The 15,650-nt window shown below is 41.2% G+C and carries 16 protein-coding genes; 2 read left to right on the plus strand and 14 right to left on the minus strand.

What is annotated here, in order from left to right; all coding sequences use genetic code 11:
• Positions 1 to 16: 16 nt before the first annotated feature.
• The 4 genes from J7E81_RS24025 to J7E81_RS24040 form a co-directional block, all read right to left on the minus strand.
• A complete protein-coding gene (locus J7E81_RS24025; RefSeq protein WP_215046252.1) occupies positions 17 to 481 on the minus strand; it encodes a GNAT family N-acetyltransferase in 465 nt (154 codons plus the stop codon).
• Between the two features lie 52 nt (positions 482 to 533).
• On the minus strand, positions 534 to 944 hold the full coding sequence (locus J7E81_RS24030; RefSeq protein WP_215046254.1) for a vWA domain-containing protein: 411 nt from the start codon (positions 942 to 944) through the stop codon (positions 534 to 536).
• Between the two features lie 93 nt (positions 945 to 1,037).
• Positions 1,038 to 1,616 carry a uracil-DNA glycosylase gene (locus J7E81_RS24035; protein WP_215046255.1) on the minus strand — a complete coding sequence of 193 codons (579 nt, stop codon included), beginning with the start codon at positions 1,614 to 1,616 and terminating at the stop codon, positions 1,038 to 1,040.
• 114 nt (positions 1,617 to 1,730) lie between these two features.
• Positions 1,731 to 2,240, minus strand: coding sequence for a hypothetical protein (locus tag J7E81_RS24040; RefSeq protein WP_215046257.1), 510 nt, complete (start codon positions 2,238 to 2,240; stop codon positions 1,731 to 1,733).
• A 180-nt stretch (positions 2,241 to 2,420) separates the two neighbouring features.
• On the opposite strand from J7E81_RS24040, the gene J7E81_RS24045 reads away from it, so the two are divergent.
• The gene (locus J7E81_RS24045) at positions 2,421 to 4,079 is read left to right on the plus strand and encodes an FAD-binding dehydrogenase (protein WP_215046259.1); all 1,659 of its coding nucleotides are present in this window, start codon (positions 2,421 to 2,423) and stop codon (positions 4,077 to 4,079) included.
• Positions 4,080 to 4,212: 133 nt separating this feature from the next.
• Here J7E81_RS24045 and J7E81_RS24050 read toward each other — a convergent pair whose 3' ends face one another.
• The 5 genes from J7E81_RS24050 to J7E81_RS24070 form a co-directional block, all read right to left on the minus strand.
• Positions 4,213 to 7,350, minus strand: coding sequence for an AAA family ATPase (locus J7E81_RS24050; RefSeq protein WP_215046261.1), 3,138 nt, complete (start codon positions 7,348 to 7,350; stop codon positions 4,213 to 4,215).
• Positions 7,347 to 8,492 (minus strand): exonuclease SbcCD subunit D, encoded by a 1,146-nt coding sequence (locus J7E81_RS24055; RefSeq protein WP_215046263.1) that lies wholly within the window; start codon positions 8,490 to 8,492, stop codon positions 7,347 to 7,349. Before J7E81_RS24055 ends, J7E81_RS24050 begins: the two co-directional genes overlap by 4 nt.
• Positions 8,493 to 8,634: 142 nt before the next feature.
• Positions 8,635 to 8,835 (minus strand): cold-shock protein, encoded by a 201-nt coding sequence (locus tag J7E81_RS24060; RefSeq protein ID WP_007083969.1) that lies wholly within the window; start codon positions 8,833 to 8,835, stop codon positions 8,635 to 8,637.
• Positions 8,836 to 9,189: 354 nt separating this feature from the next.
• On the minus strand, positions 9,190 to 9,546 hold the full coding sequence (locus tag J7E81_RS24065; RefSeq protein ID WP_215046265.1) for an ArsR/SmtB family transcription factor: 357 nt from the start codon (positions 9,544 to 9,546) through the stop codon (positions 9,190 to 9,192).
• 125 nt (positions 9,547 to 9,671) lie between these two features.
• Positions 9,672 to 9,851: a hypothetical protein gene (locus J7E81_RS24070; RefSeq protein WP_215046267.1), complete on the minus strand. Its 180-nt coding sequence runs from the start codon at positions 9,849 to 9,851 to the stop codon at positions 9,672 to 9,674.
• 425 nt (positions 9,852 to 10,276) lie between these two features.
• Between J7E81_RS24070 and J7E81_RS24075 the strand changes: the two genes are divergently transcribed.
• Positions 10,277 to 11,065: a TIGR00266 family protein gene (locus J7E81_RS24075; RefSeq protein ID WP_215046269.1), complete on the plus strand. Its 789-nt coding sequence runs from the start codon at positions 10,277 to 10,279 to the stop codon at positions 11,063 to 11,065.
• A 114-nt stretch (positions 11,066 to 11,179) separates the two neighbouring features.
• Here the strand turns inward: J7E81_RS24075 and J7E81_RS24080 are convergent, their stop codons facing one another.
• The 5 genes from J7E81_RS24080 to J7E81_RS24100 form a co-directional block, all read right to left on the minus strand.
• Positions 11,180 to 12,640 (minus strand): DUF4153 domain-containing protein, encoded by a 1,461-nt coding sequence (locus J7E81_RS24080; protein WP_215046271.1) that lies wholly within the window; start codon positions 12,638 to 12,640, stop codon positions 11,180 to 11,182.
• Between the two features lie 73 nt (positions 12,641 to 12,713).
• Positions 12,714 to 13,352, minus strand: a complete 639-nt coding sequence (locus J7E81_RS24085) for a DUF1700 domain-containing protein (protein ID WP_215046273.1) — start codon at positions 13,350 to 13,352, stop codon at positions 12,714 to 12,716.
• On the minus strand, positions 13,333 to 13,680 hold the full coding sequence (locus tag J7E81_RS24090; RefSeq protein WP_215046275.1) for a PadR family transcriptional regulator: 348 nt from the start codon (positions 13,678 to 13,680) through the stop codon (positions 13,333 to 13,335). Before J7E81_RS24090 ends, J7E81_RS24085 begins: the two co-directional genes overlap by 20 nt.
• Before the next feature lie 124 nt (positions 13,681 to 13,804).
• Positions 13,805 to 13,978, minus strand: a complete 174-nt coding sequence (locus J7E81_RS24095; RefSeq protein ID WP_215046277.1) for a hypothetical protein — start codon at positions 13,976 to 13,978, stop codon at positions 13,805 to 13,807.
• A gap of 90 nt (positions 13,979 to 14,068) precedes the next feature.
• A complete protein-coding gene (locus J7E81_RS24100; protein ID WP_215046279.1) occupies positions 14,069 to 15,511 on the minus strand; it encodes an amino acid permease in 1,443 nt (480 codons plus the stop codon).
• Between the last annotated feature and the right edge of the window lie 139 nt (positions 15,512 to 15,650).

Consider the following 15,650-nt stretch of genomic DNA (forward strand, 5'->3'; position numbering starts at 1 on the left):
GGGCGGAAAAACACCATCATTGGCGATGGTGTTTTTCCTTTTTAAAATGGCTAATAAATAAACCCGGGATAACCTCAAGGTCAGATACATGGTTGAAACCATTTTTTAAATATAAATTTTTAGCCGGAGGATTTTCCCTGCCAGTTGATACAGACAGAACGGATATGCTTGGATTCTGTTCTTCCACTCGCTTTAACAGCTTTTCGGCAATTCCTTTCCGGAAATGGCTTGGATGTACAACCATCCGGCAAATGGTCAGTTCATCCTCCTCAATTGTGTAAGAAATAGCCCCAGCAAGGTTTTCACCTTCATAATACCCCAAAAAGGTTTCGCCACAATCTTTTAGTTCCGCCATCGTTTCTAGTAAAGGAGGAATATCAGAAAAATGAATTAATTGCGCCTCTATTATGTATGATGCTCTTTGCAGATCAAAGACTTCTGTTACTATTTCTGGATGATGTAAATCCAGTTCTTTAATCATTTGGTTCCCCTCTCCTAACAAAAAATCCCCCACCTGGTGAGGGATCCCTATTTCAGGCGACTTTAATGGCTTTACCAAATGGGACACGCGGCAGAAAATCCCCAGGTACAAGCCAAAATAATTCAAAATCAACCTTTTCCATATCCTCTGAAAAAAAGCCGGTAACATCAGTGATATAAAATAGTGTATCAATCTTCTCTTCCATTGCCCACTCTAAAACTAATGTATAGGAAGATTTCCCATGTGTATGATATTTAATGGAATCGCTTTGAACGGGGGAAATACTTCTAATTTTAAAATCTGCTTGAACTAACAACGTATCCGGTTTTAATTGTTCAAACAGTTTGACTATGTTATTAATAAGAATAACAGGCGCTTCATTTGTTGACGTATCTACTGCTAAGGCCACCCTTTTATCCTGTCTCTGCTGAATCATAGAAAGTATTGTTTTATGCCATCTCAACCCCAACAACCCCTTTGTTTTGTATGAGTGAACTATCTTATTGTGGGTTTTAAGGTAAGGGTTTATGATTGGTTAATTGCGGGAAAATAGTGTCTATTTAAATGAACTTCTGTAGGTATCTGCCAAATACCTCCAATCCTTGATAAAAGTCGGCCAAAGGTTGGGCCGTCGTCTTACTGCTAAAGGATGGTAACTAGCCGTAGTATGATAACCATGGACTTTATGTAATTTTCCATGCAATTGTTTCACATTCACTTCAGCATCCTGAAAAAAGGACTGAACCGCTACATTTCCAAGACAAAGAATTAACTCAGGCATTTTGACCGAGAGCTGTTGATTTAGATGCATCATACATGTTTTTCGGACCTCAGCTTTATCATAAGCCCTGACTGGTTTTCTTTTTAAGATATAGGTTACATACAAATCCTCTTCTGCTAGACCTGCCTCTTGTGCGGCCTTTTGAAGTGTTTGTCTTGTCCCGCATACAAAGGGATTCCCTTCGCGGTCTTCACGGGCCCCCGGATTATCAAGAAGAATCATGATCGGTGCATTCGGATTTCCTTCTCCCCAGATTAGTCTTGATCCATGCTGATCAAGTCCGCATTCACCACAATTTATATATGCTTCCGGAGCTGGCTCTTCCGGCCATAATATTGGACAAAAGTCAGTCAATGCTTATCCCTCCTATGGCTTGCTTCCTCGCATTAATGTTACCCATGGTCAAGTTCAATTTTAATCAGGATTATTTTCTCAGGAGAATTTTTGTTTTACCGCTAATAATAAGCCTTAATGGTTAGAAAACTCTCGCTTTTTCTTCAAGTATTCTTTTTCACACTTTAGGAGCTTGTAATGAACGATATTCCCTTCTTGCTTTTTCTTCCCAACAACTACCCACTTAAGGTCTGTAAGCTTTAAATGAACCGCTACGTTTGTATTATCGGGCTGTTTATAAAGTAAATAGGCTTCAGATGGTTTCACAAAAAGAGTCGGTTTTCCACGAGATGCGACAATAAATTGTTCATGTAAGGACTGATAATTCTCATCGACTTCTTTTCCGCCGTAGATAAGATGGGCAGCATCTAAATCCTTGTCCGAAACCTCTAAATAATTTTGCGAATCAATATCCAATCCAAGCTCGGTTATAATATCCCTCATGATCGCTTTATTATATAATACATCACGATTTTTCATGTCTTCCATGCAATCGGAAGACAACCTAGGAAGATCTTCGGCACGTGTATTGAGTGGACAGAGAGTTAAGAATAGACTCCACAAGACGATTGTCATTTTTTTCATCTAAAAACCCCCTAACCATGTTTGATCTTATTATTCGGTAAGTCTAGAAAATTTATTCAATTAGAGGAAAAAACACCCTTTTTTCAGCTAACAAAGTGACAGCTTTAATGGTATATACATGCTATAATAAAAAATATTGACTATTCAGAAATTAATAAGTCGGTGAAATGAGGGATGAAATTGCGATACGATGTTATCGTAGTTGGGGCTGGTCTGGCCGGCTTGGTAACCGTTGCCGAACTTGCTGATGCCGGTAAAAAAGTATTACTTTTAGATCAAGAACCGGAAGCCTCTCTTGGCGGCCAAGCATGGTGGTCATTCGGCGGTCTATTTTTAGTAAACTCACCTGAACAGAGAAGGTTGGGGATAAAGGATTCGCGGGAACTAGCCTGGCAGGACTGGTTAGGATCGGCCGGCTTTGACCGTGCGGACGATGAAGATTATTGGGGCAAAAAGTGGGCAAAGGCCTATGTTGATTTTGCTGCTGGCGAAAAACGTCAATGGCTCTATGATATGGGGGTTCGTTTCTTTCCAGTGGTTGGCTGGGCTGAGCGTGGAGGGTATACAGCAGAAGGTCATGGTAACTCTGTTCCCCGTTTCCATATCGTTTGGGGGACTGGCCCCGGAATTGTCAAGCCGTTTGAGGAACGATTCCGTCAAGCAATAGCGAACGGTCTTGTTGACTATCGTCCGCGATACCGTGTGAATGAATTAATAAAAAATGCTGGAACGGTCACTGGGGTCCGAGGTGATGTTCTTATCGCTAGTTCCGCTTCTCGCGGGGAAGCAAGTTCCCGGGAGGTTGTTGGGGATTTTGAGTTCCATGCCCAAGCAGTTGTGGTAACAAGCGGCGGCATCGGCGGAAACCATGAGCTGATTCGAAAAAACTGGCCCTCCCGGTTAGGTGAGGCCCCAAAACAGATGATTTCCGGCGTGCCTGAACATGTTGATGGCAGGATGCTAGCTATTACCGAAAAAGCCGGCGGCCGAATTGTGAATCGTGACCGAATGTGGCACTATACAGAAGGCATAAAGAATTGGAATCCGGTTTGGCCTAATCATGGAATACGTATACTCCCTGGTCCCTCCTCCCTCTGGCTTGACGCCAAAGGAAACCGCTTTCCCGCACCAAATTTCCCAGGCTTTGATACGCTGGGCACTCTGGAAGCGATAATGAAATCAGGCTACGATTATTCATGGTTTATTTTAACTCAGAAAATTATTGAAAAAGAGTTTGCCCTTTCCGGATCGGAACAGAATCCAGATTTGACAGAAAAGAGTATTAAAAAGGTATTGGCCCGCGTCCTTCCAGGTCCTACGGCACCAGTGAAAGCGTTTATGGATAAGGGGGAGGATTTTGTTATTGCGAAAACGTTGGATCAATTGGTTATGGGGATGAATAAGCTCTCCGGTGATCAGCTCCTCCATGTAGATGTAGTAAGACGGCAAATTGAAGCGCGCGACAGGGAAATTGATCATAAATTTACAAAAGATCTGCAAATTACTGCTATGCGCGGGGCTCGAAATTATTTAGGGGATAAACTAATTCGCGTAGCCACACCGCATAAGATACTTGATCCAAAAATGGGCCCGCTCATTGCTGTACGCTTAAATATTGTCAGTCGTAAAACGCTGGGCGGGCTGCAAACCGATTTATCCGGAAGAGTGCTTGATACTTCAGGAAGCCCAGTGCCTGGATTATATGCCGCCGGCGAGGTATCAGGCTTTGGGGGCGGAGGGATTCATGGGTACCGCTCACTTGAAGGAACATTCGTCGGGGGCTGTCTTTTCACAGGCCGGCAAGCGGGGCGGGCACTTGTACAAGAATTAAATGGGTAAAGCAAAGGGACGGTTCTTATGCTTCGGAAGCATAAGAACCGTCCCCCTGCTTACGATTCACGGGCACAATTAGATGTCGACAACAATAAAGCAGTGAATTCCCCTTTCAAAGGAAACCCACTGCTTTTTCAAATTAATTCGTAAACATAAACTCCGTCCGGCTGCCCGTCTGACCGGCAATTACTTCAAGTCTAACATCGATTCGCTCTTTTAATTCGGGTACGTGCGAGATGATTCCAACCAAGCGGCCACTGCTTTGGATATCCATTAAGGCTTCAATTGCTTGGTCAAGTGATTCAGGATCAAGTGTACCAAATCCTTCATCAATAAACATCGTCTCCAACGAAACTCCGCCGGCATAATTTTGCACTACATCAGCAAGTCCTAAGGCCAACGACAACGATGCCTTAAAACTTTCTCCTCCCGACAACGTTTTAACATGACGCTCCTGACCGGTATATTGGTCAAACACAAGCAATTCCAAACCGCTCTGAGCATTCCCTTTCGACCGATCTGTCTTCCGCTGTAACAGATAGCGTCCAGAGGTCATCTTTCGCAACCGGATATTGGCTTCATGTAAAATATCATCCAAGAAAGCAGCCAGAACATATCGTTCAAACGTTATCCGTAAATGATTCTGCCCCCTGGAAATATCAGAAAGGTCGCCAATAATACTAAACCGTTCCTCCAGCGCCTTCACCTCGTTATTCAGGCGCTCAACACGCTGATAAATTTCCTCATTATCCCGCTTTTTAACATACAAATCGGTTCTCTCTTGAGTAAGCCTTTCAATCTCGGCAGTAAACTTCGATAACTCCAGCTTGATCCCCTCAACATCCGGTGTTTTCACATCAGCAAGGAGCTCAGTCAGTTCTTTCAAGCGGTCAGATACAGACCGTAATTCTTCACGATAGCTCCTAATCTCATCTTGAAGGTACTGAATTTCTCCTTCTGATTTTTTAGAAGCAGCATAAAGTCCATATTTTTCGAAGCCCTGATCTGATAATTTGGCAACAAAGATTCCGCGTTCCGTCTCCAGCTCCTGCTGTTTGGCAGCATGATGCTTCTTTGCATCTTGTAATCTAGCCGTTTCACTCGATAGCTTTTCATTCACTTCTTGGAGGCGTTTCTGCGCTTCTTCCAGCTGTTTCACTAACATGTCATGACGATTTCGCATGGATGCAAGCATCTTCTCATATTCTACTTCTGAACGAAGATTTTCCGGAATCACCTTCGTCATTCTCGTAAGATCGGTTTTCTTTTCAGTAAACTGAACCGTTAAATCATTCACCAATACGGACAGCTGCTGAATTCCGGACTGTAAAGCTACTCTTTCTGACTCTTTTGTCTCCATTTCTGACTTGACCCGATCAAGGAGCTTCATTTGTTCTTCCAGCTTGTCTTGAAGTTGAACAAGTTGAGTTTTAGCAGCAGATGCCTCCATTTTTACATTTGGCAACTCTTCAACAGAAAAATCCGGACGATGCAGGCATATTTCGTTAATCAGGTCCTGAACTGCTGCTTTCTGTGCACTTTCTTCCGAGCGACACTGATAAAAATTCGCTTCTACTTTTGATTTTTCATTTTCCCATTTTAAAGCTTGTTTCTTAGCAGACTTCAAATCTTCTTCCGTTGGAATCTGATTTTCTTGTTCAATCGCCGGTCCAGGATGATCCAATGAACCGCAGACAGGACATGCTTCACCAGTATGGAGGTTAGCAGCTAGAATGGCTGCTTGGCCATGGATCCATTTTTTCTCCAACTCTTCGACAATCGCTTTAGCATCATGATAACGAGCCAGTGTATTTTCGAATGGGCCTGTAGTTGTAACTAGGTTTTGTTCTGCCTTTTGATGACGTAGTAGCAATGTTTCTAGCTTTTCGAGCCGAGCAAGATCCACTTTCAGTTTTTCAAGCTTGCTTTCATTTTCTAAAAAGATTAACTTTCCTCTTTCGATTTCTTCTTTATGGGCCTTTAACGTACTAATTCGTTCATCTAATTGGTGAAGTCTCTGTTCATGATTGACTTGCTTTTCCTTTGCTTCCTTCAGCTCGGCATCCTTTTGTTTTGTCTCTTTGAGCAATGCCGAAAACGAGTAGACATCTTCCTTCATGCTTACCAATCGATTCACTTCATCGAGCACAGACTGACGCTCACCCTCACGCTCACGCTCCTTTTGCAGCTGCTGTTCAGATTGCTTAGAGAGTCCATTTAGTTTGTCAATCTGGGTAGCAATCACGTTACTATTCTCCTGAAGCTGGTCTGCCTCCCGTTTTAACCGGTGGCATAACTCCTCTTGTTTCGCTAAAAGTGCGGCCTTTTGCGCCCGCTGAACTTGGATTTCTTTCTCTGTGTACTCGTCTTCTTGAGCGAGCAAACGCGTCATTTTCCCTTTTAACTCCGCTTTTGTTTGCAGCTGTTTTAGGATTGCTTCTGCTTCAAATAGTTGTTCCTTTAGTTTGTCTTGGGCTTGTTCCTTGTCTGTTAATTGATTAGCTAATTGCTGGAGTTTCTCGAACATGCCGGCAATTTCAGCTTGTAAAAGCGGCATGATGATGGTGTGATTTTCTGGGTCCGTTTCTAGCGCTTGACCGAGCTCATCATTTGTAAATGCATGGATTCGGCGTAGGGCTTCATTTCGTGATTTCTCAGTTTCTTCCACCGTCTTTTTCAATTCACTTGCTTCCTCTTTCAGCTTTTCTTCTATTAGTTTATAAAGCTGAGTGTGGAATAGACGCTGCAGGATCATTTCTTTATCCTTACTGTCTGACGTTAACAGCTTGCGGAATTCTCCCTGTGGAATCATTAAGATTTGCCGGAATTGATTGGCATCAATCAGCATGATTTCTTTAATTTTCTCCTCGACATCACTTGTTTTCGAGGCAAGCAATTTTCTTTCTCCATCAGCATCCCACGTATATAATTCCGCTTTCGCGCCAATCGTGGTAAAGCCATCGCCTCTGTCTTTCTTTTTTAGCTGCTGTGGTGAACGGGTAATCGAATAGACTTTGTTACGAAGGGAAAAGTCCAGAGAAACCTCTGTTAACATCTCTTCCGTTGCAAATTGGCTGCGGAGTTCGGGCCCATTTCGGTCTTCCCCGCTGGCTTTTCCATAAATGGCATAACTAATCGCGTCAAAAATGGTGGTTTTTCCCGCACCCGTTTTTCCGGAGATGACAAACATGGTGCGGTTTCCAAGCTGGTTAAAATCAATTTCCTCTTTGCCTGCATATGGACCAAATGCCTGCATGGTCAATTTCAAAGGTTTCATCTATTTCCCTCCTCTCGTAATACCTTTTCAATGATCTCGGTCATTACGGCTCTTTTTTTCGTTGTGAATTCAGAGGTTGTCATATCTGTATAAAATTGTTCGAACAATTCAAGCTCAGACTTTTTCTCACTTTTTAGAGCCATGTAGGATTGTTTTTTCTTGCTGTCTGTCAGCTCAATCTTTTTTTCCAGATGAAGAACATTCGGATAAACCTGACGCAATTTATTAATCGGATCGAGCAAGGCCCCTTGATCCAACAGGGTAATTTTTAAATAATCATCCACTCGTTCATTAGCATAAAAATTAGGGTCAAGTAATTCCTCGATATGCCCTTCAATTTCCCGCATGTCATGTTTTGGTGTAAGTGAGCGGTAACGGTGAGTGAAATCTCCTTTTTCGTCCATTTCAATGATTGATATCGATTTTCTTTGCTTTGATTCGGAAAACGAATACTTTAAGAGAGACCCTGAATACTTTACGTTCTCGTGGTTAATAGCATCCGGACTATGGAGATGTCCAAGAGCTGTATAAGAAAAAGGGGCGAATAATTCGGCTCCGACACAGCCTGAACCGCCAACAGATAAGATCCGTTCAGAATCTGAAGTTTGGCCGCCTAGAACAAAGGCATGTCCTACTAAAACGTTTGGTTCATTCGGGTTCAAGGTCTCTTCTATTTTTCCAATAAGGGCCTTCATCGCCTCTTGATGGGAATGAATGGAATCATTGTCAAGCAGCTGTCGAACAACGCCCGGCTCTGCATAAGGAACAAGGTAAAAATTAACTCCATTAATCTGAAAGGGCTTGAAGTTAGTTGAAAGTTTACCGGTCAGATAGAATTGACTATGTTTATACCATGAACTGCCGAAGGAAAGCCGCTCTGCACTGTCATGGTTCCCAGCAATTGCGACAACAGGTGTTTTTAGCTCAACATTTATTTTAAAAAGAATTTCATCTAATAACTCAACCGCATCAGTCGGCGGCACAGACCGGTCATAAAGGTCACCCGCAATTACAACCGCATCCGGCTTCTCTTCTTCCACGATCGATACAAATTGTTCAAGTGCAGCACGTTGATTTTCCGTCATATAGACACCGTGGACTAATTTACCTAGATGCCAATCAGCGGTGTGAATAAATTTCATTTTGGTCACCTCTTGCATATTTGAATACTTCTATTATAGCAAAATACCAATTGGAATGAGCTTGGAAATCACTTGTATTTGGACAATAAAAAACAGCCTGGACGTTTGTCTCAGACTGTTGAGATTGTAGTTTTTGGTAGGATTACTTCTTTGTTACGTTAGCAGCTTGTGGTCCACGAGCTCCTTCAACAACTTCGAAAGATACTTCTTGACCTTCTTCTAATGTTTTGAAACCTTCTGTTTGAATGGCAGAATAGTGAACGAATACGTCGTTTCCATCTTCTGCTTCGATGAATCCAAAACCTTTTTCTGAGTTAAACCATTTTACTTTACCGTTTTTCATGTAAAAAAATCCTCCTATTGGCTACCAATTAAGCCATGTGTAAAATTCACCAAAGTACAACGTGATAGCTTTACTTTCATTTCCTCATCCAAACATCAGTTAAAACTTTGAACAAGCTGTAACATAAATCTAATCTCGTGTTCAACGGCTGTCTAAAATTTATCATTTCTATTAAAATATGTCAAGAAAGGGCTTTATGACACAGTTCTACACGGTTCTGCAAATCTCTATATCTATCTATTTCATTCTACCTTCCAATAAGTCGCAGCAAACAAGTTTTGTCGTATTTTGAAGAAAAATAGTTAGGCGGTCATAATGAATTTCTGTCTCCTTCCATAAAAATAGCCGAAGACATTAAATCTTCGGCTGTGGCAGGACTTCTTCTTCCTCTTCCTTAAACTTATCGAGGATCGTAATCGTATCGACTAAATGATTATTAAAAATTTGGCGGGCAACGGCCAGCAGTTCAATAATCATCGGATCCTTCAATGTATAAATGACCTTATTTCCTTCCTTTGTACCTGAAACAATATTTTTCGCTCGTAAAATGGTCAGCTGCTGTGAGACAGCAGAACCTTCGCTGCCAACAAGGGTTTGAATTTCATTAACATTCTTATCCCCTTCTGCCAACAGCTCCAAAATACGGATTCTTAATGGATGGGCAAGTGCCTTAAAAAATTCTGCTTTAAATTGCTGCATTTCTAAATTCAAATCATCACTTCCTCTAATCTAAAAGGTGGCTGTTAATTTTGCCCGATTTTCCACAACCTCTTTTGCTGACAGTTGTTTACATTCTCTAAAAGCAAAATGCTTGCAGCCAAGGCATTTATTTTCATTTATCTGTGATAATCCATATTGAATGGCATCCCCTGTATGTTCAAAAAAATGGTCCAGCCCATGGAGTCTAAGTGAACAAATCCCAAAGGAATTGCAATCACACCAACAATTAAACCTGAAAGCAAATCCTTTTGAAAACTTCCTACTGAATAATGTTGGAAGCTCTTGTCAATAAACATAGTAATCCTTCTTATCACATTATTTTAGTATATCTGATTATTTGAATATATAGGAATACAAAGTAATATTCAAGTAGTTTACTTAAAAAAGTTTTACTTGTTAACTGAGTTATTATCGTGTTATAATGATTAAGCGATGAGCTGAGTTGTGTAAGCCGAGAAACATTCCTTTCTGGAGCACACTATGTGGAGTGTGGTTTTTCGCCTCAATACGCAGGAGACGCCTGATTATTCAGGCGTCTTTTTTATTTGTAAAGCGGTAGCCCACGCACGGTTAACGAAGTCTCCTAGTGTACTATGAACTGGAGCTAGACACTGTTCAAATTACAATTTTCTATTTTGCTTTAATTAAAATTAGCACTTTTTCCCTAATTTTTTTATAATAAAGTTAGGCTTATATTTTATTTAAATGTGGAGGGATCCGAATGAATAACCACCAAATCGATTTTAAGATATATGGCGATGATATGCAGTTTGTTGAGGTCGAACTTGATCCGCAAGAGACGGTTGTGGCGGAAGCGGGAAGCTTTATGATGATGGAAGATGACATACATATGGAGACAATATTTGGGGACGGGTCTGGCGGCAGCAGCGGGCTAATGGGCAAATTATTTAGTGCCGGTAAACGGATTATTACGGGCGAGAGTCTGTTTATGACCACCTTTACCAATACAGGCGTTGGTAAAAAGCATGTTTCCTTTGCATCTCCCTACCCTGGTAAAATCATTCCAATGGATTTAAGTGAACTAGGCGGCAAAATCATTTGTCAAAAGGATGCCTTTCTAGCAGCCGCTAAAGGGGTTCAAGTAGGGATTGAGTTCCAACGAAAAATGGGTGTCGGCTTTTTCGGCGGAGAAGGCTTCATCATGCAAAAACTCGAAGGCGACGGCATGTGCTTTGTTCACGCTGGTGGAACAATCGTTCGTAAAGAGCTCCTCCCAGGCCAGTCTCTTAAAGTAGATACCGGTTGTTTAGTCGCGATGACTAGCAATGTCCAATATGATATCCAGTTTGTAAAAGGGGTTAAGACGGCCTTGTTCGGCGGTGAAGGTTTGTTCTTTGCAACGTTACGAGGACCTGGTTCTGTTTGGATTCAATCACTGCCATTCAGCAGACTGGCAAGCAGAGTATTTGCTGCTGCACCATCACGCGGCGGTGCTAAAGATGAAGGCAGTCTTGCACGAGGAATTTTTGATATGTTTAATGGAGATTAATTTCTCTGGCAGGGTCGAAATGGTACCCTGCTTTTTTGTTTTCCATTCGTTCATAAAGCTAAATGAGTGAATGAAAAAAGCATGCATAGTTTATGCATGCCACGAAACCAAAAACTACTTAATTGGAAGTTCGTTTAATTTTTCCGAAACTTGTTCTCTTTTTAGATTATAAGATTGCCAAGTATGACTTTCCGCTTGGGATTCGAGTTTTTTATCATGTAATATCTTTTCTAATTGAGGGATCGGTTCACCGCGTTCATATAGTTCTACTAATCCGAGCACCCCAGTTGCCGATAATCTACTTAGGTAGTACGCATCAATTTTACCGGTTTCTTCAAGCCGGTTGATATTTTCCTTTACCACAATTCGGTCCAAATCCATAACGTTTATAGTCGTGTAGTAAATCAATGCCGTAATAAAATAAAAGTGAAACAGGGACAGTTTTTCCACCCAGATCTTGACCAGTGTATAGGTAAAGATGACAACCAGAAAGATCATAAAGGAATGAACTAAAACTCTTGTGAAGGTAAACCCATAGGCTTCCTCATACATTCCTAATCGTAAGAAGGCGGAGCTAAGCATAACTGCGCTCGAAAGAACAAGAATGGTCAGCAACACCTGCCTCATTCTTCTGATTCCATTTTTCCCGCTTTCCCCAAACGATAACACCACGATGGTGATTGATAAATTGATTAGCGTCACAAAAAGCAGTTCAAAAAAACCTTTTCTTGCATATTCTGCGTAAGTATAATCCCCTTGCAGGCTGCCGCTGAAGAAATATCTAAATTGAACGATTGTAAATAGGATATAAACTAGGTTAATTAAGACCAGGACCGTTACAGAAATAATCGTGTCAAGCTTTACCGGTGCCTGCCAAACCTGCTGGTTCATAACTTCCATTTGTTTTTTTACTACCACCTGCATCAACCCGAAGAAAGCACCCATACAAATAAGAATAACGACTAGTCTCATGACCCCTTCTGCATCTACCACTCGAAACAGATCAGGTATCCCCCCCACCATCAGCGCAAACTGGCTATCGGCTGTCATCAACAGCTGCAATACGACGGCTAGAACAGGTATAGAAATGACAACCCCAATCAAGATCTTTTTCCAAATTAAGAGCTTATGGTCGTCAACACCGTTCTTTGCGGATTTTCCCAATGAAGCCGTAAAAGCCACATTATATTTTATAGCGCCAATAAGCTTTTTACAGATATAGAGAATAAATGTCGGCTGGTTCCAACGGAAATGTTTTGGGCTGGTTACTAACACAAGATGAAAGATAACCAATACTGGTATCCCCACGATATTCAAAATGTAAAAAAGGATGTTTTCATTCAATACATAACCCGCGGATAATAACCAGATGCAGATTAAAACCAGATAGCCTAAGCGTTGGTGGGAAAAGGAAAAACGTCTGTATCTCCAAAAAAACACCCCATAAAACGCCACGATAAAGATAAGATAAGAAATTCCAATTAAATCTCGGAAAAAAGATTCTTCCGCTAAAACTCCAAGCAGCAAGCATAAAAATAAAAACAGCCAATCTTTTTTGTTTACGTTTATTTCCATTGTCTATCACTCACCTTTGTATAGAAATTCTATATATATAGTTTTACTGGGTATATAAGCAAAAAAAAACTGCTTATATCGAAGCTTTCCTTCCCCATCGGTACCCCAGCCAACTTACCGGATAAAGAATAATCGTAAAAATGATACAAGCAATAATAAAGGTTTTTGTTAGAAGCGGTGCGAACCAGGAATGCGGAATAATATCAAATACTGTCAAAATCATCAGTATGATATTTGGAATCAAAGATAATAAGAAAGTTTTTCTTAAAAGGGTCCGTCCTCCATGTCCAAAGCCCTTGCCAATTTCATACCCAAGTAAGGCCCAGAAAAACAGGTACAAAAAAGCAATTAGGGTTCGAACGGATGTTAATTGACTCCAAAGGGCCGTTAACCAGCTCCATTCATAAAGATTATGTGCGAGTGTTATTATACTTCCGCCGCCAAAAAAAACAATGTTTAGTAATATAAAGAGCCACTTCATATTACTTGGAGTAACCGATAACTCTTCCTGCCACATCGCGGCAATCTCCGCAGGGCTTCCGAGCCTTGAAACAAGTCGGTCCATCACTTGCTCTTCTGTTGAACAATCAAAAGACTCCAGCAGAATTTCATCAATGTGGGATTCATATTCCAAGAGGATACTCTGCCTCTCTTGATGGCCGCCAAGCCCTTTATCTAATTGTCTAAGAAAATCATTCTTCGGCCGTTCCATGTGTTGATCTCCCTATTACCTTGTTCATTACTTTAACGAAATCCTGCCATTCACGCGTTTTTTCGCCTAACAAGTCTCTTCCCCCATCGGTGATCCGATAGTACTTACGTGCTGGTCCCTTTTCCTGTTCCACCCAGTAGCATTCAATGTATTCCTGTTTTTCAAGTTTATGAAGCGCCGGATATAAAGTGCCTTCCTTTACGCTTAGACCATTGTCACTGCGCTGTTCTAACTCTTTTACTAATTCATAGCCGTACATATCGCGCTCATTTAATAATTGCAGAAGGATTAGGGAAGTGCTCCCTTTTACTAATTCACGATTAAACATTTTTTCACCTACCTAGAATTTTTAGGTACATAGAAATTCTATAGCTATTTTGTTTCTTTGTAAAGTAGGTTTTACCACTTTTTCAAAAATAAAAGTGACGAAATGTTCGCCACTTGTCCAATCGTTATTTCATTTTTAAATTCTTTTTCTGTCTTTGAATGAATTGATCTCGTTCGCCGCCATCAGATAATTCCTCGGAAAATTCGTGATCAGGTACTTTCCCGACAAATTCGCCTGTTTTTAACGTCTTCGGTGCTAAATTATTATTGGGGGCGGCCTGTTCATTCCAATCTTTCATAACAATCACCTCTATCATAGTATTCTTTGTTTCAGTTACTTTATCCCAAAACAAAAGCGCATGGACGGATCCAAACGCTTTTGTTTTGATTTAGATAATCATTTTTTTATTTTCATTTAGATTTAATTCCTGTACAGCACCCCGTTCCATTTCGCGGTTCTTTTTGATTTTAAAATGGTAAATTAAATAACAGGATACAACAAAAGGAACGCCTAAATATAGGGCCAGACGCTGTTCAGAATCAAACGCTAAACTTGCCAAAACCAGACAGTTTAAGGTTAAACCAATAATTGGCAAGATTGGGAATAGTGGTGTTCTAAACTTTAAGTCCTCAACTTTTCCGCCTTCACGAATAAATTTCCTGCGGAAGGCGATTTGGGAAGCCGTAATCGAAATCCAGCCAACCTGTGCACCCAGTCCAGCCACCGATAAAAGCCAAACAAAAACCGTTTCTTCGGCAAAAAAGCCTGATAATAATGATAGAAGTGCAATTCCAATGGTTAAAACAAGCGCGTTAAACGGAACTCCTTGTTTATTAACTTTTGCCAACCCTTCACTTGCCATCTTCTCTTTTGACATCGCATACAACATCCGTGTTGCGGCATAAAGGCCTGAGTTAGCAACAGAAAGTAATGCAGTTAAGATAACAAAGTTCATAATATCGGCTGCATATGGAATACCAATACTGTCAAATACGACAACAAATGGGCTTTCGACAACCCCTGCTTGTTTCATTGGGATTAAGCTAGCTAAAACAAAAATGGCTAAGACAAAGAAAAATAATGTACGCCAAACGGTTTGTTTAATCGATCTTGGAATCGTTTTTTCGGGCTCTTCGCTTTCTCCTGCGGCAATCCCAATAAGTTCCGTTCCTTGAAACGAAAAGTTAACGGTTATCATTGTAATTAAAAGGGCGGTAATTCCATGTGGCAACAAACCATGGGCAGTGAAGTTGGATAAAAATGGCGCGGATTGTCCACCCTTCAAGCTGATCAACCCAAACATCGCAGCGCCGCCCAGAACAATGAATGCTAAGATTGCGAAAATTTTAATGCTCGAAAACCAAAATTCTGTTTCGCCAAATGCACGGGCAGATAGTGCGTTAAGGGAAAAAAGAACGATGGCAAAAATAGCACACCATATCCAAACAGGTGAATCAGGGAACCATCTTTGCATGAGCTGGCCGGCAGATAGCAGCTCCAATGCAACGGTAACGGACCAGCCTAGCCAATACAGCCAGCCTAGTGCAAATCCTGTGCCAGGACCAATAAACTTTGTGGTGTAGGTTTGAAATGATCCGGAAACCGGCATTGCGACTGATAATTCCCCTAAGCACAGCATCGTTAAGAACATAATAAAGCCGCCGATAACGTAGGAAAGAATCGCCCCCATTGGACCGGCCTGACTAATCGTATAGCCAGAACCCAAGAAAAGTCCAGAACCAATAACCCCTCCTAAAGAAATCATGAATAAATGCCGCGATTTCATCGTTCGTTTTAATTCATGTGTGGTGTTGTTTTCTTGTAAATTCATTAAGTTTCCCCCTTTTTCTAACTAAGAATACGCTTACAACATTTCCCATCCCAGTCCAACTAGGAAAGTGAACATTCAACAGGAACACTTCCAATTGATAAAAAGATCTTAGCCGACCTAACCTTTACGAACGACTAAA

This window comes from Bacillus sp. ISL-18 (assembly GCF_018613415.1).
Classification (GTDB): Bacteria; Bacillota; Bacilli; order Bacillales; family Cytobacillaceae; genus Neobacillus.

Coding starts and splice junctions, on each gene's coding strand:
- J7E81_RS24095 (WP_215046277.1), bottom strand. CDS start 13,978: ATGAAAGATTGGAATGAACAGGCCGCCCCCAATAATAATTTAGCACCG.
- J7E81_RS24100 (WP_215046279.1), bottom strand. CDS start 15,511: ATGAATTTACAAGAAAACAACACCACACATGAATTAAAACGAACGATG.
- J7E81_RS24090 (WP_215046275.1), bottom strand. CDS start 13,680: ATGTTTAATCGTGAATTAGTAAAAGGGAGCACTTCCCTAATCCTTCTG.
- J7E81_RS24070 (WP_215046267.1), bottom strand. CDS start 9,851: ATGTTTATTGACAAGAGCTTCCAACATTATTCAGTAGGAAGTTTTCAA.
- J7E81_RS24080 (WP_215046271.1), bottom strand. CDS start 12,640: ATGGAAATAAACGTAAACAAAAAAGATTGGCTGTTTTTATTTTTATGC.
- J7E81_RS24025 (WP_215046252.1), bottom strand. CDS start 481: ATGATTAAAGAACTGGATTTACATCATCCAGAAATAGTAACAGAAGTC.
- J7E81_RS24060 (WP_007083969.1), bottom strand. CDS start 8,835: ATGAAAAACGGTAAAGTAAAATGGTTTAACTCAGAAAAAGGTTTTGGA.
- J7E81_RS24075 (WP_215046269.1), top strand. CDS start 10,277: ATGAATAACCACCAAATCGATTTTAAGATATATGGCGATGATATGCAG.
- J7E81_RS24040 (WP_215046257.1), bottom strand. CDS start 2,240: ATGAAAAAAATGACAATCGTCTTGTGGAGTCTATTCTTAACTCTCTGT.
- J7E81_RS24085 (WP_215046273.1), bottom strand. CDS start 13,352: ATGGAACGGCCGAAGAATGATTTTCTTAGACAATTAGATAAAGGGCTT.
- J7E81_RS24050 (WP_215046261.1), bottom strand. CDS start 7,350: ATGAAACCTTTGAAATTGACCATGCAGGCATTTGGTCCATATGCAGGC.
- J7E81_RS24055 (WP_215046263.1), bottom strand. CDS start 8,492: ATGAAATTTATTCACACCGCTGATTGGCATCTAGGTAAATTAGTCCAC.